Annotated in this window: 15 protein-coding genes, 1 tRNA gene and 2 pseudogenes; 9 read left to right on the top strand and 9 right to left on the bottom strand. The window is 59.1% G+C overall.

Going from position 1 to position 18,818, the window contains the following annotated elements:
* Nucleotides 1-75 precede the first annotated feature (75 nt).
* The 4 genes and pseudogenes from N8E89_RS11090 (at nt 76) to N8E89_RS11075 (ending at nt 4,318) form a co-directional block, all read left to right on the top strand.
* The gene (locus N8E89_RS11090) at nt 76-1,449 is read left to right on the top strand and encodes a glutamate--cysteine ligase (protein WP_106664381.1); all 1,374 of its coding nucleotides are present in this window, start codon (nt 76-78) and stop codon (nt 1,447-1,449) included.
* Between the two features lie 20 nt (nt 1,450-1,469).
* A pseudogene (locus N8E89_RS11085) lies at nt 1,470-2,214 on the top strand (SDR family oxidoreductase).
* An 89-nt stretch (nt 2,215-2,303) separates the two neighbouring features.
* The gene (locus tag N8E89_RS11080) at nt 2,304-3,251 is read left to right on the top strand and encodes a phosphoribosylaminoimidazolesuccinocarboxamide synthase (RefSeq protein WP_262259897.1); all 948 of its coding nucleotides are present in this window, start codon (nt 2,304-2,306) and stop codon (nt 3,249-3,251) included.
* Between the two features lie 68 nt (nt 3,252-3,319).
* Nucleotides 3,320-4,318 (top strand): DUF937 domain-containing protein, encoded by a 999-nt coding sequence (locus N8E89_RS11075; RefSeq protein ID WP_106664384.1) that lies wholly within the window; start codon nt 3,320-3,322, stop codon nt 4,316-4,318.
* A gap of 116 nt (nt 4,319-4,434) precedes the next feature.
* Here N8E89_RS11075 and N8E89_RS11070 read toward each other — a convergent pair whose 3' ends face one another.
* Nucleotides 4,435-4,722 (bottom strand): DUF1127 domain-containing protein, encoded by a 288-nt coding sequence (locus N8E89_RS11070; protein ID WP_162707113.1) that lies wholly within the window; start codon nt 4,720-4,722, stop codon nt 4,435-4,437.
* Nucleotides 4,723-4,923: 201 nt separating this feature from the next.
* Between N8E89_RS11070 and N8E89_RS11065 the strand changes: the two genes are divergently transcribed.
* Nucleotides 4,924-5,880, top strand: coding sequence for a LysR substrate-binding domain-containing protein (locus N8E89_RS11065; RefSeq protein WP_106664386.1), 957 nt, complete (start codon nt 4,924-4,926; stop codon nt 5,878-5,880).
* Between the two features lie 6 nt (nt 5,881-5,886).
* Here the strand turns inward: N8E89_RS11065 and N8E89_RS11060 are convergent, their stop codons facing one another.
* Nucleotides 5,887-6,477, bottom strand: coding sequence for a DUF2585 domain-containing protein (locus N8E89_RS11060; RefSeq protein WP_106664387.1), 591 nt, complete (start codon nt 6,475-6,477; stop codon nt 5,887-5,889).
* Nucleotides 6,478-6,584: 107 nt separating this feature from the next.
* Here N8E89_RS11060 and xseA point away from each other — a divergent pair, with 107 nt between their 5' ends.
* Entirely contained in the window at nt 6,585-8,168 is a 1,584-nt protein-coding gene (gene xseA / locus N8E89_RS11055; protein ID WP_106664388.1) for an exodeoxyribonuclease VII large subunit, read from the top strand.
* Nucleotides 8,169-8,331: 163 nt separating this feature from the next.
* Here the strand turns inward: xseA and N8E89_RS11050 are convergent, their stop codons facing one another.
* The 6 genes from N8E89_RS11050 to N8E89_RS11025 all read right to left on the bottom strand — a co-directional run bounded on the left by N8E89_RS11050 (nt 8,332) and on the right by N8E89_RS11025 (nt 12,331).
* Complete coding sequence (locus N8E89_RS11050; RefSeq protein ID WP_106664389.1) at nt 8,332-9,429, bottom strand: ABC transporter substrate-binding protein; 1,098 nt, start codon at nt 9,427-9,429, stop codon at nt 8,332-8,334.
* Nucleotides 9,426-10,190, bottom strand: coding sequence for a sensor histidine kinase (locus N8E89_RS11045; RefSeq protein ID WP_262259893.1), 765 nt, complete (start codon nt 10,188-10,190; stop codon nt 9,426-9,428). The genes N8E89_RS11050 and N8E89_RS11045 overlap by 4 nt, the downstream gene beginning before the upstream one ends.
* 1 nt (nt 10,191) lies before the next feature.
* Complete coding sequence (locus N8E89_RS11040; RefSeq protein WP_262259891.1) at nt 10,192-10,827, bottom strand: sensor histidine kinase N-terminal domain-containing protein; 636 nt, start codon at nt 10,825-10,827, stop codon at nt 10,192-10,194.
* Nucleotides 10,817-11,494 (bottom strand): response regulator transcription factor, encoded by a 678-nt coding sequence (locus N8E89_RS11035; protein ID WP_106664391.1) that lies wholly within the window; start codon nt 11,492-11,494, stop codon nt 10,817-10,819. The genes N8E89_RS11040 and N8E89_RS11035 overlap by 11 nt, the downstream gene beginning before the upstream one ends.
* Before the next feature lie 164 nt (nt 11,495-11,658).
* Nucleotides 11,659-11,736, bottom strand: a tRNA-His gene (locus N8E89_RS11030).
* Between the two features lie 139 nt (nt 11,737-11,875).
* Nucleotides 11,876-12,331 carry a phasin gene (locus tag N8E89_RS11025; protein ID WP_100000031.1) on the bottom strand — a complete coding sequence of 152 codons (456 nt, stop codon included), beginning with the start codon at nt 12,329-12,331 and terminating at the stop codon, nt 11,876-11,878.
* A gap of 300 nt (nt 12,332-12,631) precedes the next feature.
* On the opposite strand from N8E89_RS11025, the pseudogene N8E89_RS29300 reads away from it, so the two are divergent.
* The 3 genes and pseudogenes from N8E89_RS29300 to N8E89_RS11005 all read left to right on the top strand — a co-directional run bounded on the left by N8E89_RS29300 (nt 12,632) and on the right by N8E89_RS11005 (nt 17,876).
* A pseudogene (locus N8E89_RS29300) lies at nt 12,632-15,815 on the top strand (PAS domain S-box protein).
* A gap of 179 nt (nt 15,816-15,994) precedes the next feature.
* Entirely contained in the window at nt 15,995-16,240 is a 246-nt protein-coding gene (locus tag N8E89_RS11010) for a hypothetical protein (RefSeq protein WP_262259886.1), read from the top strand.
* Between the two features lie 13 nt (nt 16,241-16,253).
* On the top strand, nt 16,254-17,876 hold the full coding sequence (locus tag N8E89_RS11005; protein ID WP_262259885.1) for an AsmA family protein: 1,623 nt from the start codon (nt 16,254-16,256) through the stop codon (nt 17,874-17,876).
* A 123-nt stretch (nt 17,877-17,999) separates the two neighbouring features.
* On the opposite strand, the gene N8E89_RS11000 is transcribed toward N8E89_RS11005, so the two are convergent.
* Nucleotides 18,000-18,818 carry an ABC transporter permease gene (locus tag N8E89_RS11000; RefSeq protein ID WP_106664394.1) on the bottom strand — a complete coding sequence of 273 codons (819 nt, stop codon included), beginning with the start codon at nt 18,816-18,818 and terminating at the stop codon, nt 18,000-18,002.

Genomic DNA, 18,818 nt, shown 5'->3' with positions numbered 1-18,818 from the left:
CGAAATTTGCTTGCGCTCCTGACCGAAAACCGCCAATCACGCGCAACAATCTCATCTTATCGGAAAGCACCATCCATGGCGCGCGACACGACAGACGAAACACCCATCTCCGGTACCGAAGAACTGGCAGTGTACCTTGCGCAGGGATCCAAGCCGGAATCGGCATGGCGCATTGGTACCGAGCATGAAAAATTCCCGTTCTACACGGAAGACAACAGCCCGGTTCCCTATGATGGCCCGCGTGGAATCCGCGCCATTCTCGAGGGCATGCAGTCGAAGCTTGGCTGGGAACCGATCATCGATGAGGGCAATATTATCGGCCTCGTCGAGCCAACGGGTCAGGGCGCCATCTCGCTCGAACCCGGCGGCCAGTTTGAGCTTTCCGGTGCGCCGCTCCTTTCCATTCATCAGACCTGCCGTGAATCCAATGCGCATCTGGCGCAGGTGCGCGAAATTGCCGAACCACTCGGCATTCGCTTTCTCGGCCTTGGCGGCAGTCCGAAATGGACGCTTGCGGAAACGCCGCGCATGCCGAAATCGCGTTACAACATCATGTCCAACTACATGCCGAAGGTTGGCAAGGATGGGCTGAACATGATGTATCGCACCTGCACGATCCAGGTGAATCTCGACTTCTCGTCCGAAACGGACATGCGCCGCAAGATGCAGGTCTCGGTCAAGCTGCAATCGATCGCAACGGCGCTCTTTGCCATGTCGCCCTTCACCGAAGGCAGGCCGAATGGACTTCTCTCCTGGCGGTCGAATATCTGGCGCGACACGGACAACAATCGCTCCGGTGTCCTGCCCTTCATTTTCAATGAAAATTTCGGCTTTGCCGATTATGTCGAATGGGCGCTAGACGTGCCCATGTATTTCGTCATGCGCCATGGCCGCTATCACGATTGTACCCACGTGACGTTCCGGCAGTTCATGAACGGCGCACTCAAGGATGATATTCCCGAGGGCACGCCCAATATGGGCGACTGGGCAAATCACCTGTCAACGCTGTTTCCGGAAGTACGGCTGAAGCGCTTTCTCGAAATGCGCGGCGCCGATGGTGGCCCGTGGCGGCGTATTTGCGCCCTCCCCGCCTTCTGGGTCGGGCTGCTCTACGATGCCGAAGCTCTCAGTGCCGCCGAGGCGCTAACCCGCGACTGGACCTATCGCGAAGTCCAGGCATTGCGCGATGAGGTTCCCGCGAAGGGCCTGCGGGCAGCTTTGCGCAATCGCACGGCGCACGATATTGCCCGTGATGTGCTGGCAATTTCGCGTCTCGGCCTGACGAACCGTGCGCGGTTGAACAGCGAGGGCTTTGACGAGACGCACTACCTCGCGTCCCTGGAGGAAGTTGTCGCGCGTGGCACGACCTCCGCCGAACAAATGTTATCACAGTACAATACTGCCTGGGGCAGTTCAGTCGAACCGGCCTTTCTGGAATACGCCTACTGATCAAGCGGGGAGGATCATCGATGACCAAGACCATTCTGATTACCGGGGCCAGTCGTGGCATCGGCCGCTCTGCGGCAATCCTCGCCGGCCGGAGGGGCTGGTCTGTCGGCGTCAACTATGTTGGCAATAGATCCGCGGCCGAAGAAGTCGTCAGCGCCATCACCGCCGCCGGTGGCAAGGCGAAGGCCATACAAGGCGATGTCGCCGTTGAAGCCGAGGTAATCTCGGTGTTCGAACAAGCAGCCGAACTCGGCAAACTTCGATGGCGTCGTAGTCAACGCCGGTATCGTAGCACCTGCCTCGCGGCTGGTGGATATGGACATCGAGCGCATGCGCCGCGTCTTCGACGTGAATATTCTCGGCGCCTATCTTTGCGCGCGCGAGGGCGCGCGCCACCTTGCACGCTCCCGCGGAGGAAACGGGGGCTCGATCGTACTCCTTTCCTCTGCTGCTGCACGGCTGGGCGGACCTAACGAATATGTGGATTATGCAGGATCGAAAGGGGCAATGGATTCGCTCACCATCGGCCTCTCCAAGGAACTCGGGCCTGAGAGTATCCGTGTCAATGCCGTTCGCCCGGGGCTGATCGAGACTGACATTCACGCCAGCGGCGGCCAGCCGGACCGGGCGCAGCGTCTCGGCGTTACCGCACCGCTTGGTCGTGCCGGTACTGCCGATGAAGTCGGCGAATCCATCGTCTGGCTGCTCAGTGATGCATCGTCATATGTGACCGGTGCTCTCCTCGATGTGACAGGCGGCCGCTGAAAGCCTGCAGATTCCGACGATTTAGACTCGCGTCGGCGGCCATATGTGTTATGCGGGGGCCGGATCATTTTCAATCGGATTTCTGAACCATGCCGAAACACAAAGCGCTGTCCGAAGCCTATATTCCCGAACTGCCGAACTATTATAGAGGCAAGGTTCGCGAAAATTACGACCTGCCGGATGGACGTCGCATTATCATCGCGACCGACCGCATCAGCGCTTTTGACCGTATCCTTGCGTCCATACCGCTCAAGGGTGAGGTTCTGACCCAAACCGCGCGCTACCAATTCGAGCAGACACAGGACATCTGCCCCAATCATGTTATTGAATATCCTGACCCGAATGTTCTGATCTGCCGCAAGCTGACCATCCTTCCTGTGGAGATCGTCGTGCGCGGCTATCTTGCCGGTACCACCGGAACGTCGATCCTGACGCTCTACAAGACCGGCAAGCGCGATATGTACGGCTTCACTCTGCCCGATGGCATGCAGGACAATGAGAAGCTGCCCGCACCCATTATCACCCCGACCTCCAAGGCCTTCGACGGCGGCCATGACGAACCCCTCACGGCGGATGCCATTTTAGCCCAGAACCTGCTGAGCAAGGAGCAGTGGGAAGCGGTTTCGAACTATGCCCTCAAGCTCTTCGCCCGGGGCCAGGAAATTGCTGCTAGCCGTGGTCTGATCCTCGCCGATACGAAATATGAATTCGGCACCGACGATGAAGGCAACATCGTGCTGGCTGACGAAATCCATACCCCCGATTCGAGCCGCTACTGGTTTGCCGACAGTTATGCCCCCGGCAAGCGGCCGATGAGCTTTGACAAGGATTTCGTCCGCAACTGGGTGGTTGAGCGCTGCGACCCATACAAAGACGACATTCCGGAAATTCCTGAAGACGTGATCGATGCGACAACCAAAGTCTATATTCAGGCCTACGAGACGATCACCAACCGGAAATTTGAACCGGGCGATGCGGCGATAGATCCACTACAGCGCATCCGCAAGAATCTGGCGCGCTTTTTTCTAACTCCATAAAAAGATTGAAGTTCGCGCACTTGCGGCGCTAATCTTCCACGTGCCCAGCGCGAAGGAGGATCTGCGCCATGAATCTCATAGATATGTTCCTGAAGGGACAAGGGGGCCAGAATATCGACGCTCTCGCCCGGCAGTTCAACCTTTCCCAGCAGCAGACGGTTGCAGCGCTCGAAGCACTGATGCCGGCATTTTCGCAAGGTCTGCAGCGAAACGCCGCCGATCCGATGGGCTTTGGCGCGTTCGTCCAGGCTTTGTCGGCCGGCCAGAACGTCAACTATTTTGATAATCCTCAAGCGGCCTTTAATCCATCGGGCATTGCCGATGGCAATTACGTCCTTGGCCAGCTCTTCGGTTCGAAAGACCTGTCGCGCGCCATAGCGGATCATGCTGCCAGCGCAGCAGGTGTCGGCGCCGCCACCTTGAAGCAGATGCTGCCGGTGGTCGCCTCGATGATGATGGGAGGATTGTACAAGAAGTCGACCGGTCAGTTTGCGGCTGCCGGTCTTGGCGGCGGCAATGTCATTGGCGATCTCATCGAGCAGATGATGCGGCAAGGTGGCGGGCAGCCATCCGCCTCCCAACAAGGCGGTGCACCCGCTGCCAATCCTTGGGGCCAGATTCTCGAAGGAATGTTTGGCGGAGGGACTGCGGGACAGCAGCAAGGCCAAACAAATCCACTAGGCGACAATCCACTTGGCAAGATCTTCGAGGAAATGATGCGCGGTGGTATTCCCGGCGCCGCTACACCGCAAGCGCCAACGCCCCGCAGCAGAGCTCCGCAGGACGATCCACCTCAAGACACCGCACAAGGACAAAATCCTTTCGGTGACAATCCGTTCGGCAAAATTTTCGAAGAGATGCTTGGTGGCGGGGCGCAGCGGCGTTCTGCCCCCGAAGCGCCGCCTCAGCCGCAACAACCACAGCAAAAAACTGCTCCATCGGACAACCCGCTGAAAGACATACTCGGCCAGATGTTCGAAACTGGAAAACAGGCGAACGATCAGTACCAGAAGGGTCTGGAATCCATTTTCGATCAATATTTGCGCGGCATGGATCGGAACCGCTAAGCAAGAAAAAGCCCGGCCACGTTGCATGTGCAATGTGGGCCGGGCAGGAGGCAGGCTGGGCGCCGGGAGGGGATTCCGGCGTGAATGGGCGCCTGCTAAACAGTCAAATCGTCAGCCTAGACAATCGAGCGGGCGGCGCGAAGCCGGGCCCGGACATCAGCCAGGGCGCCAAGCCGTTCGCTTGGATCGTCGAGCAGCGAAGTGCCAATAGCCGAATGCAGATCAGCACGCGTGACGCCGATGTCATGCAGCATTTCGTCATTCCATTCGCCGAGGCTCAAAATCGTTTTACGATTACGGCGAGCGACGATCATTCGGGTGACAAAGTTGGCGGCCTGCGACGCAAATGCTGCGATCGAGCGGGTGAAACCATTTACTTCAGTCATTCTCGTTGTCGTCGTCATCGCCGTTACTCCTTTTGAAGGGCGCTGATCAAGAAAGTTAAACCGCGTGGAAACCATTTCTCACGCACCACGCTTCGTACCACTGGCACCGGCGCTTCCTGAACATCTGTAGAATGATCCATAAAAATTGATTATTCAAACGAATGTTTTTAATGTAAACGTTCAATAATAATGATGGATCAAACATACGGGAACACCGCTATGAACGCACCGCTTGATCTCGACCAATTGCAGACATTCACCGCCATCGCCGATCTTGGCAGCTTTACCAGGGCTGCGGATAAGGTGAACAAGACCCAATCTGCCGTATCCATGCAGATGCGCAGGCTTGAAGAACGTGTTTCAAAAGCACTTTTTGAACGGGATGGCCGCACGAACCGGCTCACCGAGGATGGCGAGCGCCTGTTGGCATATGCGCGCCGGATGCTACAGCTCAACAATGAAACCATCGCAGCTTTTGATGATACCCAGCTGCAGGGTCACATCCGCATCGGCACGCCCGACGACTATGCCGACCGTTTCCTGCCCGAAATCATGGCGCGGTTTTCGCGCTCCAATCCGCGCGTCGAACTCTCCGTTGTCTGCGAACCGACGGTCAATCTCGATGAGATGATCCGCAAGGGTCAGCTCGACCTTGCACTGGTAACCCAATGCGACGAGCACCGGCGGTCCGAAGTAGTGCGGAGTGAGCAGCTGCTCTGGGTCACCTCAGCGCATCATAATGTGCATGAAGAACTCGTGCTTCCCCTCGCCGTCGGCCGCCCAACCTGTATCTGGCGGGCAGCCGCCATCGAGGCGCTGAATTCCAAGCACCATGACTACCGAATTCTCTTCACCAGCTGGTCGGCGACGGTGCTTGCCGCCGCCGTGCTGGCTGGCCTTGCCGTTTCCATATTGCCTGAATGCGCCTTGCGTCCTGGAATGCGCGTTTTGACGGAAGCGGACGGATTTGGCCGCCTGCCGGAATTCGGCATTGGTATCATGCGCGGTCACACGAAGCCTTCGGCCATTGTCGATGCACTGGCACAGCACATCGTTGAAAGCCTCGACAATCTTTCGATGCCCACTCCCGTCACCATATCGCAGGCTTCCGCACCAATTCTGGCGAACCAGCGGCTGCGGCAGGTACGCGCGACAGAACTCGTTCCAGGCTGGTAACGCGGACTACATCCCGCCTTGCCAGGCCTTGATCGCGTCCAGAGGATAGAGAAGCATCACGATGTTGAGGGTGAGGTTGTCGCGGATGACCCACCCTGCCAACAATTCAAAGAATATCGCAAGGATCACTGTCAGCCAGACTGGCGCCCGAGCTGCGAAGAAGAAGCCGAGGACCATGAACAATATGTCGCTGACGGAGTTCAGCACACTGTCACCGACATAGCCGAGCGCGATGGTCGCCTCGCGATAGCGGTTGATGACCATGTCGGTGTTCTCGAAGATCTCCCAGGCCGCTTCGACCACAATGGCGACCAGCAGGCGCGCGCCGACCGGCCATTTGCGCGCGGCCAGCCATAGAATTCCGTAGAACAGAAAGCCGTGGATGATATGCGAAAGCGTATACCAATCGGCGATGTGCTGGGAATTGTCGGATGAATTCGTTTCGGCCACCCACAACTTTATCGTACCGCAGGTACATATCGGGTTGCGTCCCATCAGCAGCAGGATTGCGGCCGCTGCCGCAATCAGCAACGCTGCGATCAACAGATAATGGCGCAATTTCAGTCCCTTGGCGGTGACAGACGCTGTTGCTGACATGTTGGCTCCTTTTCCCCCACTTAAAGGCGATATTCTACGCGCTGGCAATGCTGCAATCGACGATTGCCGAGGCTTGACCTTGATCACCACGCGACTAGGAATAGGACATGAGTGAAAAGCCCGAATCGGCATCCAACGTCGCCGAATATACAGTTTCCGAGATTTCCGGGGCGCTCAAGCGTACGGTCGAGGATACTTTTGGTCATGTTCGCGTCCGTGGCGAAATCTCGGGCTTTCGTGGTGCGCATTCATCCGGCCATGCCTATTTCTCGCTGAAGGATGACAAGGCACGCATTGAAGCCGTGATCTGGCGCGGCTCGATGAGCAAGCTGCGCTTCCGGCCGGAAGAAGGCATGGAGGTCATCGCCACCGGAAAGCTGACGACCTATCCAGGCTCGTCGAAATACCAGATCGTCATCGAGCAGATGGAGCCGGCCGGAGCCGGCGCACTGATGGCGCTGCTCGAGGAGCGCAAGCGCAAGCTCGGCGCCGAGGGCCTTTTCGACCCGGCAGCCAAGCGGCGATTGCCATACATGCCGCACATCATCGGCGTGATAACGTCGCCAACCGGTGCGGTTATCCGCGACATTATTCATCGTATCACTGACCGCTTTCCGCTGCATGTTCTCGTCTGGCCGGTGCGCGTGCAGGGCGAGACGTCAGGCTCTGAAGTTGCCAATGCGATCAATGGTTTCAATGGGTTACAGCGTGGTGGAGCTCTTCCAAGACCCGATGTCCTGATCGTCGCGCGCGGTGGCGGCAGCCTCGAAGACCTGTGGGGCTTCAACGACGAAGCCGTCGTGCGCGCCGTCGCCGCCTCGCAAATCCCGCTCATTTCCGCGGTCGGCCACGAGACCGACTGGACGCTGATCGACCTTGCGGCGGACGTCCGCGCCCCGACGCCGACAGGCGCGGCGGAAATGGCGGTGCCGGTCAAGGCGGATTTGCAGGCAACAGTGGCGACATTGGGCGCCCGCCTATCTGCCGGCATGTCGCGCTACCTCGACCGCCGCCGCCAGGCGCAACGGGCGCTGGCCCGCGCCCTGCCCTCGGCCGATCAATTGCTGGCGCTGCCAAGACGGCATTTCGACGAAACGGCGGCACGCCTCGGCCGCGCATTACAGGCAAACACGCAGAAGAAGCGCGGCGAATTCGACGGCTGCGCACGGCAATTGTCACCGCGCCTCCTCGAACAGCGTATCCGCGAAAAACGCCGTGAAATCAGCATCTTATCGTCGCGGCTCCCGCGCGGACTCAAGGTATTCGTGCGTGATCGACGATCGCTTTACGCCAGACGTGCAGGCCGCCTTTCCATCGAACCAACGGCGCGACTTGCCGAACGCGGCCGTCAGCATTTGCAGCAGTTGGACCGCCGTCAAATACAGGCCGTCGGCCTTGTTCTAGACCGGGCGAAACGGCGGAGCGGCGAACTCGAGCGCCTGTTGAAAACCCTGTCATATCAAGGGGTTCTGGAGCGGGGATTTGCGGTTGTTCTTGATCCTTCAGGCGTCCCTATCAAACGGGCGGCAACGATCGCAACAGGTGATGAGCTGACCCTTAAGTTCCAGGATGGTGAGGTCCAGGCCGTGGCGAAAGAGGGAGACGAGCGTCCGCCACGGATACGAACGGAGCGTCCCTCCCCGGTGAAAAAGCCACCCGTTCCGAGCGGGTCGCAAGGTTCGCTGTTCTAGGAACAGCTCGCGTCACCACAACCATTTTTCGCGCTTTGATTGAAGAAGTCGGGTACAGATCGATAATTGTCAGGCCAGAATCGGCCGGTCGCAGGCCAATTTCAAACATTCTTGCGCAAACTTCCCGCCGCAATCGCTCTGGGTCGGTCCGAGAGTGAATCCGCTACTCGCGTGTCCAGGCCGGACTGTTCAACTCAATCAGGGATTGTGACCAGTCCTCGATGAAGCGTTGGCGTTGTGCCCTGTCCTGCACGGCAAGGAGGGCCGGTCCGATGCGGATCGGCTGGGCGATGCCAGACTCTTTCAAGTTCTGCGGACCGTCCACATCCGGCGGCAAACCGCCGGTCTCGGTGAAATAGAAGGCATTGGTGCGGGCGATGGACTGGCCCCGTTCGGACAGGAGATAGTCGAGGAACCGAGCGCCAAGATCGGCCCCCTTGGCACCCTTCGGAATGAGAGCGCCGCGGCTGAGCACCAGCGTATAGTCGCGTGGCACGACCACGCGAAGGTCCGGGTGACGCAGCGCTGCTTCATAGGCATAGGAGCCGAGCATATTGTAGCCGATGTAGAGATTGCCCTTGGCGACCTCCTCCAGAATTTCGCCGGTGCAGCAGCGCGCCACGGCTGAGGCGCGCGCCATGCTTTCCAGCAAGCGGCCGAACACGGTGGTGGTCTGGCGGGCGTCGTTGAAGGCGAGCAGGTAGCCGATGCCGGACAGGCGGATATCGTAGGTGCCGACACGCCCGCGATAATACTCGAGCCGTTCCCGCAGAAGGTCCGCGAGCTCGACATGGGTGCGCGGCACTTCCGCCGGCGGCACAAGTCGCGTGTTGTAGACGAAGACGGCGGGCTCATAGGTGAAGCCGAACACCTCGTCGCGCCAGTTCGCCCAATCGGCAACGCGGGCGGTCTCGAGCGATGTATGGGCCTCGGCACAGCCATCATTGGCAAGCTTCAGCAACTGGTCGACCGACGATGACAGCAACAGATCGCCGAGCGGCTCCTCCTTGCGGCAGGCCTCGCTGGCAAGGGCATTCAGCTCATTGGTCAGATATTCGATATAGTCGATCGCCACGTCCGGGGACGCTTTCTGAAAATCCTCGATGAGCGGCTTCATCGCCGCCAGGTCCGTCGTCGAATAGATCGTCAGCCTGCCAGCTTCGGTCTGCGGTGCAGGGAACCGCGTTTTGTTATCCTCAGCAGCGAGAGCCGCGGTGCCAATCAAAACAGGAATTATGATCGCGAGAAATGTGCGGATCATCTCGCGTCACCCTTATACAGCGGCAGGGTCAACACGACGGTAAATCCCCTCTCGTCGCGGGCCCGGAAGCTCAAAGTGCCGCCATGGGCGCTGGCCACCTCTTGAGCAATGGCGAAGCCGAGACCCGAGCTTCCCTCGTGCGACTTCGATGTGGCGAAGCGCTGCGTCGCCTTCTCCCAGCCTTCGGGCGGAATGCCCGGCCCGTCATCCTCGACCTCCACGAAGGCCTGTTCTGCATTCGCGCCGACGCGCACCTCCAGCCGCTGGTCCGCGCCATGGCGCAGGGCATTGTCGATCACGTTGACAATGGCCTCGCGCAGACTGACCGCATCGCCAAGCACGAAGGGTCGATCATCCGGTGCCTCGAACGAAATGACGATATCGGGATCGACCGTGACCGGAATGGCGGCGCGATAGGCGCGGCGCGCCACATCGACCAGGCTGATCGGCTCCAGCTGCACGGAATCGGCGCGGTGGATGACCATGGCGTGGCTGAGGAGCTGGTTGGTCAGGCGCGCAAGTTCACCCGTCCGTTCCCGTACGCGCTCGTAATGCTGGCGCCCGGCCTTGTCGAGCTTGTCAGCACCGAGCAGATCAATCTGTGCGGACAGGGCGGTCAATGGGGTTCGAATCTGATGGGCAGCATCGGCGATGAAGCGCTGCAGCAAATCGACCCGCTCGTTGAGCCGCCCCATGAAATGGTTGATCGAGCCGACGAAGGGATCGAGTTCCCGCGGCACATCGACGGAAACCGGCGTCAAATCATGGGGATCGCGACAGCCGAACCGCTGCTCCCAGCCGTTCCACCGGCTGCAATGCGTAACGAATTGCGAACATGGCGCCGACGAAAGCCAGCAGGCTCATGATAAAGACAAGGATCGTCGCGCGCAGCGTCAATTCGCGGGTCAGCGCCGATCGCGCCTCGTTGGTCTGCGCCACGATAACGTAGGCCTGGCCCGAGACGGCAGGATCGGCAAGAACGCGCGTTGCCCGGGCGATACGCACCGGTTCGCCCTTGTAGATGCCCTCTTCCACGCTCGATACATCATTGTCCGCATCGAGCGGCGTCGGGCTTTGCAGATCGTCATAGCCGGTCAGGGTCTGACCATGTGTATCGATGACGCGATAGAAAATCCTGTCGCGCTCGGCAAGGCCGAGCAGCTCGAATGCCGATGTCGGCAGGCGGACGGTGAGCGTGCCATCTTCAACGGAGAGGCTCTCGGCCATCTGCAATGCTGCACCCACGAGCAGGCGGTCATAGGCCTTGTTGGCGGCGGTCTCGGCATAATACCAGGCGGCGGTAACGAGCAGTGCGGCGCCGATGCCGAGCACCACGGAAATGCGCCGGGCAAGGCGCGCGAAAAGCGAAGGCTCGTTTCTGCCGGTTTCAGGGCGCATCGTCGGACACCAGTTGATATCCGAGACCGCGCACGGTCACGATGCGCGCCTTGGCGCCTTCCAGCTTCTTGCGCAAGCGGCCGACATAAAGTTCGATCGCGTTGGCGTTCGCGGCTTCGTCGAAGCCGAAAATCTGGTCGAGCAGTTCATCCTTGCTGAAGACGCGGCCAGGACGGGCCACGAGAACCTCAAGCAGCGTGAGCTCACGCCGTTTCAGCTGCACTTCGCGCTTGCCGACATGGACGGAACGCGCGGCACGGTCGACAGCAATGTCGCCGCACTTGATCAGGTTGGTCGCCTCGCCGCCGGTGCGCCGACGCATAAGGACGCGAGCCCGCGCTTCGAGCTCGCGGAAGTCGAACGGCTTGACCAGATAGTCGTCGGCTCCAAGGTCCAGCGCGCCAACACGATCATCGATCTCGGAACGCGCGGTCAGAACGAGAACGGGAACTGCATTGCCTGACTTGCGGATATGTTTGAGAATTTCGAAGCCATTCATGCCCGGCAGCATGACATCGAGGATGATCAGGGCGTATTCGGTGAAATCGATGATCTCGGCTGCGTCACGGCCATTGGTTTCCCAGTCGACGGCATGGCCTGTCGCTTCGAAACGTTTGCAGATGGCTTCCCCCACATCGTGCGTGTCTTCTACGAGCAATATACGCATGGCGTTTCATTCGCATGAAACCGCAAAGCTCGCAAACGGTATGACGATGCGCCATTGATGTGGTTCAGGAGGAGAGCGACGCCAAGCGCCACGCTGCACGCAGGGTTCGTCCGGATGCAATACCGGGGCGCTGCACTTTGAAGGGGCAATGAAGATGGGAGAAATGGTACGGACGGGTGGATTCTGAACCACCGACCTCAGGAGCCACAATCCTGCGCTCTAACCAACTGAGCTACGACCGCGTACCGCCAAGTATTTTTGACAGGCGTCACATACGAAGGATTGACGCTTTTTGCAAGCGCCCGATGCAACAAAAACCACTAGAAAATAGAAAAAGGCCGGAGTAACCGGCCTTTTCAGTATTCGATGTCAGGCGCCTGATCAGGCGACCTTGACGTCCTTGATTGCCTTCTCGACAGCCGACTTGACCGGTGCGGAGATTTCTTCAACGGCCTTGGTGGCAACAGCCTGGAATTCCTTGGCCTGACCAGAGATGGCTTCTGCCTGCTTGCGTACGAATGCGCTCTGCAGTTCGATTACTTCACCGAAAGACTTCACGCCAATCAGGGCTTCGATATGCGCGAAGCTGGCTTCCGTGTTGGCGCGCAATGCAGCCAATGCCTTCAGGGAAAGAGCAGCGGTATTGGACTGGGCGGTCTCGAAAGTGGTTTCAAGCGTCTTCTGTGCAGCTTCGGCCTGATCCTTGATCTTGGCATAAGCTTCCTTGGACTGCGCAACGCCCTTTTCGGTGAATTCGCGAACCTGGTCGGTTACAGCGGTGGCATCGAAAGCAGGGATCGAGAAAGCATCGGCAGTCTGTTTGGTGGTCTTGCTCATGATGGTGTCCTTCCTTGGTGCAGACGGTCGTTTACCTCTGCGCTGATTTGATGAACCGTATATACTTCATTTTTTTGTGCGTTGCAACATTTATTTTGCAGTGCACCATCTGGTACCTCTTTCAACGTGGAAATTATTATGTGGACGGTTGTCCCCCTGCGCCGGAAGTTAACTAAACCAGGAGAAAGGCATGTAAGATAAGGGGCTGCGAGTGGACGAATGGCGACGGGATCACTATTAACAAAGTATTAAGACGGCCGCGTGAACACGGTTGTTCACCCTTGGGAATACTGGTCACATATGGCATCTGGCACCTACCCATTCATCGACATCGCCGTACTGGACGAAATCCGCGAGCATTTCGCCAATGGCGATGCGCTCGTCGTCATTTCGCCGGATCTGGAGAACGTCATCTGGGCGAATGGCCAGGGTGCGGCGATGCTTGGCTATGGGGCGATCGACGAAATCCTGAGCGGCGGCGCAGTGTTCGACATACAGGCGCGGCGGCAGCTCATGGCACTGGATGGCTTTCCGGCCATAGGCCATGGGCGCACCGTTTCACTGCGCGTCGCGCTCGGCCTGTCGAGCCGTATCCTGACATTTCAGGCCAGTGATCTTGCTTTGCCGCGCGGCGAACGCGCCATTCTTCTGTGCATTGCCAATGCCAACCGCACAGGTTCGGAAAAGCAGACTGCTTCCCTCGCAATCAAGGGCTTTGGCGACCAGACCACCCATGCAGCGATGATCGACTCCGCCGGTACTGTCATCGCCGCCTCGCATCGGTTCCAGAATCTGGGTTTCGACGACAAGATACTCGGCGATCTCGTCCGCGAAGTACGGCTCGAACGGAACCGCCTCGTCAAGCGGCCCGTTCAGACCCCGAAAGGCGTGGTGCCTACCGGCATTGCGAGGCTCACCGATAGCCCCGCACTGCACCTGCTCTTCGCGATTGAACCGGAACTTGCAGAAGAGCAAGCGACATTCGCTGTTGCAGATGAAGCACGGCCCGTTGCTGCTCCTGAAACGGGATCAGCGAATAAAAGTGCCCGCGACGCCGATGAGGAAAAGCAGGCACAGTCATCGCTGGCATTGGAACGACCCACGGATCTGCCCATGCCATCCGCTACCGGCGGCCAGCACTCGAACCCGAACGAACGATCATCGGACACCTTTCGGTACACGCCGTCCAAGACGCCGGTTCGCTTCGCGTGGAAGGTTGATGCGCAGGCGAATTTCAGCGAGATTTCACCCGAGTTCGCGGCTGCGGTTGGGCCAGCATCGGCTTCGATCATTGGCAAGTCGTTCCGCGACGTAGCTGCCGGTTACGGGTTTGACACCGGCGCGGAAATCGCCGAATTGCTGGAACGGCGCGATACCTGGTCCGGACGGACTGTACTCTGGCCTATCGAGGGAACCGATCTGCGTGCGCCAATCGACCTTGCCGCGCTGCCGATCTATTCGCGCGACCGTGCATTCATGGGATTTCGCGGTTTTGGCGTGGCGCGAATGGGCGACGTGACCGGCGATCCCAAAGCTGTCGGCATGATGCTGACGGGTGCGCCCGGCGCCGGTGAAGAACAGCACGAAGTGCCTGTTTCCAACGAGGCAGCGGCGAGCGGCGACGCGTTCAACGGCGAAAAGCCTGCACTGACCATTACCGCGGATGTTGCGGGCAATGTCATTCCGCTCAGAACACAGCGCACACCCCGCGATGAAGGCCGGCTGAACGAGGCCGAGCGCAATGCATTCCGCGAGATTGCCGAAAAGGCTGCGCCGCGAAGTATTGGCCGAGAACCCGAAAGACGCCAGCGAGCCCGCGGCGATTTCGGCCGAGGCCGCCGGTGAAACGGGAGAGGCTCCCTTCGCGGCGCGAAGCCAGACTGCGACTGCAAAGATACCCGACGCGGAAGTTGTAGGCCCGGGCTTCGCCAGTGCCAAGGGCACTGAGAAGGACACCGGGCCGGTCCAGGCCAAAGCGCCTGGCGAAGACTTTGCCGAGGATATCCGCACGCAGGCGCGGCAAGGCGTTGACACGTCGATTCTCGCTGCCTTGCCGGTGCCCGTGCTGATCCACCGCCACGGCCGGATCCTTTATGCCAACCCGGCATTGCTCGAGGCAATACGCTATCCCTCCCCTGAGGCCATCAACGAAGTGGGCGGCCTGAGCACGCTCTTTGCCGATGGAGCCGACGACGACGAGGACGAGGCCGGCATGAACCTGCGCCGCAGCGACGGCTCGGTTACGCGGGTGCAGGCACACCTGCAGGCGGTTCGCTGGGATGAAAACGGCGAACGGGCCCTGCTGCTGGCGCTGTCACCCCAAACCCAGACAATCAGTGATTTCGATGCCGGTGAAAGGCAGCTGCTGCAGACACGCATCGACGAGCTCAACGCAATTCTCGATACAGCGACCGACGGCGTAATCCTGCTCGATTCATCGGGCGCTATCCGGTCGATCAATCATTCCGCCGCAGCGCTTTTTGGCTATGAACCGGAAGAAGTGACCGGCAAAGCCTTCTCGCTGCTCTTCGCCATCGAAAGCCAGCGCGCGGCGATGGATTATCTGAACAGTCTTTCGGAAAATGGTGTCGCCAGTCTTTTGAACGATGGACGCGAGGTCATCGGACGTGAAAGCCAGGGACGCTTCATCCCGTTGTTCATGACGATCGGAAAACTCGATGTGTCCAAGGGATATTGTGTCGTGCTGCGCGACATCACCCATTGGAAACGGGCCGAAGAGGAGTTGATCAGCGCCAAGCGCGAGGCTGAGCGCACATCGAGCCAGAAGAGCGAATTTCTCGCGCGTATCAGCCACGAGATCCGTACACCGCTCAACGCTATCATCGGTTTTTCGGAGTTGATGGCGGACGAGAAATTCGGACCCATCGGCAGCGAGCGCTATCGCGACTACCTCAATGACATCAGCCGTTCCGGCAACCATGTCCTGTCGCTCGTCAATGATCTCCTCGACATCTCGAAGATCGAGGCAGGTGCGGTGGAGATGGATTTCGAAGCGGTATCGCTCAACGATGCGCTGACCGAAGCCGTTGCCATCATGCAGCCCCAGGCCAACCGCGAACGCGTCATTATCCGCTCAAGCCTGACCTCGCGGCTGCCCGACATCGTCGCCGATCACCGATCGATCACGCAGATCGCGCTGAACCTGTTGTCAAACGCGATCCGCTTTACAGGGCCTGGCGGACAGGTAATCGTATCGACCAGCTATGAGGCCAGCGGCGACGTGCTTTTGCGCGTGCGCGATACGGGTATCGGCATGACCAGGGCGGAGGTCGAGCAGGCCTTGCGCCCATACAAGCAGATCACGACGCCCAAGCATGCGCGCAGCGACGGTACAGGTCTTGGCCTGCCGCTGACCAAGGCAATGGCCGAAGCCAACCGCGCAAATTTTACGATCGATTCCACGCCCGGACGCGGAACAATGGTCGAGATTACATTCCCTTCGACACGTGTGCTGGCGGAATAGATTGCGCCGGCGGGGCGCTCACTCCCGAAAAGCACGCAATTGTTTCAATATGCAACAATTTGACCGTAATGGGCCTATACCGACTTGAATTGCCCTGCATGATCGCTAAACGGTGGATGGCGAAGCACAGATCCTGCCGGTGCGGATAACCGGCGGGATATGAAATATCGGAAACGCTCATGTCCTGGTACCGGCCGAGGCACTTTCTCGCAACGATCTTGACGATGGCTCTCGTTGCCGGGGGCATCCTTCTCGCCTTGCCGTATCTCGTCAGCACGGATCTGATCCGGGCAAGGCTGATCCAGGAGATCAGCAACTGGACTGGCTACACCGTCGATCTCGCGTCAAACGCCTCAGATATCGTTTTTTCCTGTTTTCAGCGCATCGCTGGGCGAAGTGACCATCCGCAATCCATGGCAAAGTGAAGGCGCGCCGTTCATGCAAGCGGAACGGATCGAGGTTGATCTGTCGCTGATATCGGCTTTGGCCGGCAACATCGAATTCACCGAGACCAAAATCGTCCGGCCGCGGTTTGTCATCGATGAACCAATCAAGAGCCTGTCACAAATCGGCGAGGCTCTGGCCAAGAGTGACGGGCGGATCGGGGATGTCGTGCGGGAAGCGCGAGCGGCCGTTGAAGCCGATCCGGCTAAACCGGACATGAGCACGGTGTCGTCGCAGCCGTTCGGGCGCGTGCGGCTCGAAGATGCGATGGTGACATTCAAACGGCCGATCAATGGCGCGGAGGAACAGATATCGAGCATCAGCGGCGTCTTTGACTGGCCGCAAACATCCGGTGTCGCCAGTTTCCGCGGGACGGCGATATGGCATGGGGAAGAAACGGAAATCGACAGTTCCGCTACCAGGGCATTGCTGCTGCTGGCAGGAGGAACCAGTCCGCTTCAAGTGAATCTCAGTTCGACACCTCTGACATTGTCTTTCAACGGATCGGCAAATATTTCCCGGGATCAATTCTTCGAAGGAACCCTGTCGCTGACCTCGCCCTCGCTGCGCAGGACGCTCGAATGGTCGAGAATGGCCTCGGTGCCCAATGCACCGATCGGCAGCTTCGCGCTGGATGCTTCCGTCTCCGGCTCCGCCAACCGGATGAAGCTGGATGGATTGACGGCCACGCTGAACGACAATCCGGCCAAGGGTGGCATCGAGGTCGTGCTCAACGAGGGCGCGCCAAGTATCACAGGCACCCTCGCCTTTGAAACGCTTGATCTTCATTCGGTTTTCTCGGGTTTCATGCCTCTGCCCGGCGGTTCGACAAGTTCAGATTCAGTCATCAGCACCGACTTCCTGAAACAGCTCACGCTCGACCTGCGCCTTTCCACCCAAAAGGCGACGCTTGGACCAGTAAACCTTTCGAAGGTCGCCGCAACGGCGCAAATCCGCAACGGCCGGGCCATCTTCGATATTGGTGAGGCATCGGCCTTCGACGGTTCGGTGGCCGCCAGCTTCCAGCTTGCGGACGAAGGCGACGGTGTAACGCTGGGAGAGCTGCGCCTCAACGGGACCGACGTGAACAGCACGTCAATCGCATCATTGGTTGGCCTTGGAAGTCGCTTCGAACTCGGAAAGGGTACGATGTCCCTCGTGCTGAAAGGGCCAATATCGCGCTGGTCCTCGGCACTGGCCAACGCGAAAGGAACACTGAGCATGCGCTTCGGCTCGGGTCAGATCCGCAGCCTGGATTTCAACAGCCTGCTCGGCAAGGCGAAGTCCGACCGCTTCTTCAGTCTTAACGAAAAGACTGATGCCTGGCTGGCTTTCGACAGGCTGGAGATCAAGGCCAATATCATGGATGGCGTCGCCGCACTCGATACGGCGCAGATGCAGACCAAATCGGGTATGCTGAACTTCGCCGGCATTGTGACGCTGATCGGCAAGAGCCTCGCGCTGACCGGTGATTTTGCCGCTCCTGTGGCGGCGCCGGCGCCCGCAGAGGGCGCAGCCGCCGATGCACCCAAACCCGAACCGGCATTCAGCCACACGCGCTTCTTCATCGGTGGTTCCTGGGATAATCCTTTTATTTCACCGATCATTTCCCAGTAGACGAAAGACGCTCAGGACGGCAGGGGTTCACTTCAAGAAGAGGGTGATGCCCAGCGGTTCCGCTTTGCATAGGACCGGATCTTGGGTGGAGACGCTATCTCCGGCTCGGGTTGTCCGGGTTTGTCAGTTCCGGGCGGCTGCCTGTTCGTCACGGGCCTTTTGCACTTCACGGCGCTTGTTGGCGATCGATGCAATGATCACACCGACTGCGACGATTGCAATCAGGATGGTACAGGCGGCGTTGATCTCCGGCGTCACGCCGAGCCGGACCTGCGAATAGATGCGCATCGGCAAAGTGGTGGCCCCGGGCCCGGAGGTGAAGCTCGAAATCACGAGATCGTCAAGCGAGAGCGTGAACGCGAGCATCCAGCCGGAAACGACGGCTGGAAGGATTACCGGCAAGGTTACCTTGAAGAAGGTCGTAACCGGCGTTGCACCCAGATCCATGGCAGCTTCTTCCAGGGAGCGGTCGAACGTAACCAGTCGCGACTGCACAACCACCGCCACGAAGCACATGGAAAAGGTGATATGAGCGAGCGTGACCGTCCATATGCCACGATCGAAACCGATCGCCACGAACAGGAGCAGCATTGAAAGCCCCGTGATGACTTCCGGCATGACGAGTGGTGCATAAATCATTGCCGAGAACAGCAGGCGCCCGCGGAAACGCGTGTAGCGGGTCATCGCCAGGGCGCCAAGCGTTCCGAGGACCGTTGCGACCGTTGCCGAGATGAGGCCAACGCGTATTGTCACCCACGCTGCATCGATAAAGCTCTGATTGTTGAACAGCGACACATACCACTTGGTCGAGAACCCGGCCCAGACTGTGACGAGACGGGATTCATTGAACGAATAGACGACCAGAAGCACGATCGGCAGATAGAGAAACGCGAAGCCGAGAACCAGCGAGGCAATATTGAAGCGGGACCATGTGGTGTTCAT

Origin of the sequence: Phyllobacterium sp. A18/5-2 (assembly GCF_025452215.1) — a bacterium.
GTDB lineage: Bacteria > Pseudomonadota > Alphaproteobacteria > Rhizobiales > Rhizobiaceae > Phyllobacterium > Phyllobacterium sophorae.
This window is presented reverse-complemented; position numbering and strand designations above follow the sequence as displayed.

Bases quoted from the DNA above. Each gene is read 5' to 3' on its own strand.
- xseA (WP_106664388.1), top strand. From the start codon at position 6,585: ATGAGTGAAAAGCCCGAATCGGCATCCAACGTCGCCGAATATACAGTT.
- N8E89_RS11090 (WP_106664381.1), top strand. From the start codon at position 76: ATGGCGCGCGACACGACAGACGAAACACCCATCTCCGGTACCGAAGAA.
- N8E89_RS11035 (WP_106664391.1), bottom strand. From the start codon at position 11,494: ATGCGTATATTGCTCGTAGAAGACACGCACGATGTGGGGGAAGCCATC.
- N8E89_RS11080 (WP_262259897.1), top strand. From the start codon at position 2,304: ATGCCGAAACACAAAGCGCTGTCCGAAGCCTATATTCCCGAACTGCCG.
- N8E89_RS11005 (WP_262259885.1), top strand. From the start codon at position 16,254: ATGCAAGCGGAACGGATCGAGGTTGATCTGTCGCTGATATCGGCTTTG.
- N8E89_RS11070 (WP_162707113.1), bottom strand. From the start codon at position 4,722: ATGACGACGACAACGAGAATGACTGAAGTAAATGGTTTCACCCGCTCG.
- N8E89_RS11050 (WP_106664389.1), bottom strand. From the start codon at position 9,429: ATGATCCGCACATTTCTCGCGATCATAATTCCTGTTTTGATTGGCACC.
- N8E89_RS11000 (WP_106664394.1), bottom strand. From the start codon at position 18,818: ATGAACACCACATGGTCCCGCTTCAATATTGCCTCGCTGGTTCTCGGC.
- N8E89_RS11040 (WP_262259891.1), bottom strand. From the start codon at position 10,827: ATGCGCCCTGAAACCGGCAGAAACGAGCCTTCGCTTTTCGCGCGCCTT.
- N8E89_RS11065 (WP_106664386.1), top strand. From the start codon at position 4,924: ATGAACGCACCGCTTGATCTCGACCAATTGCAGACATTCACCGCCATC.
- N8E89_RS11075 (WP_106664384.1), top strand. From the start codon at position 3,320: ATGAATCTCATAGATATGTTCCTGAAGGGACAAGGGGGCCAGAATATC.
- N8E89_RS11025 (WP_100000031.1), bottom strand. From the start codon at position 12,331: ATGAGCAAGACCACCAAACAGACTGCCGATGCTTTCTCGATCCCTGCT.
- N8E89_RS11060 (WP_106664387.1), bottom strand. From the start codon at position 6,477: ATGTCAGCAACAGCGTCTGTCACCGCCAAGGGACTGAAATTGCGCCAT.
- N8E89_RS11010 (WP_262259886.1), top strand. From the start codon at position 15,995: ATGTCCTGGTACCGGCCGAGGCACTTTCTCGCAACGATCTTGACGATG.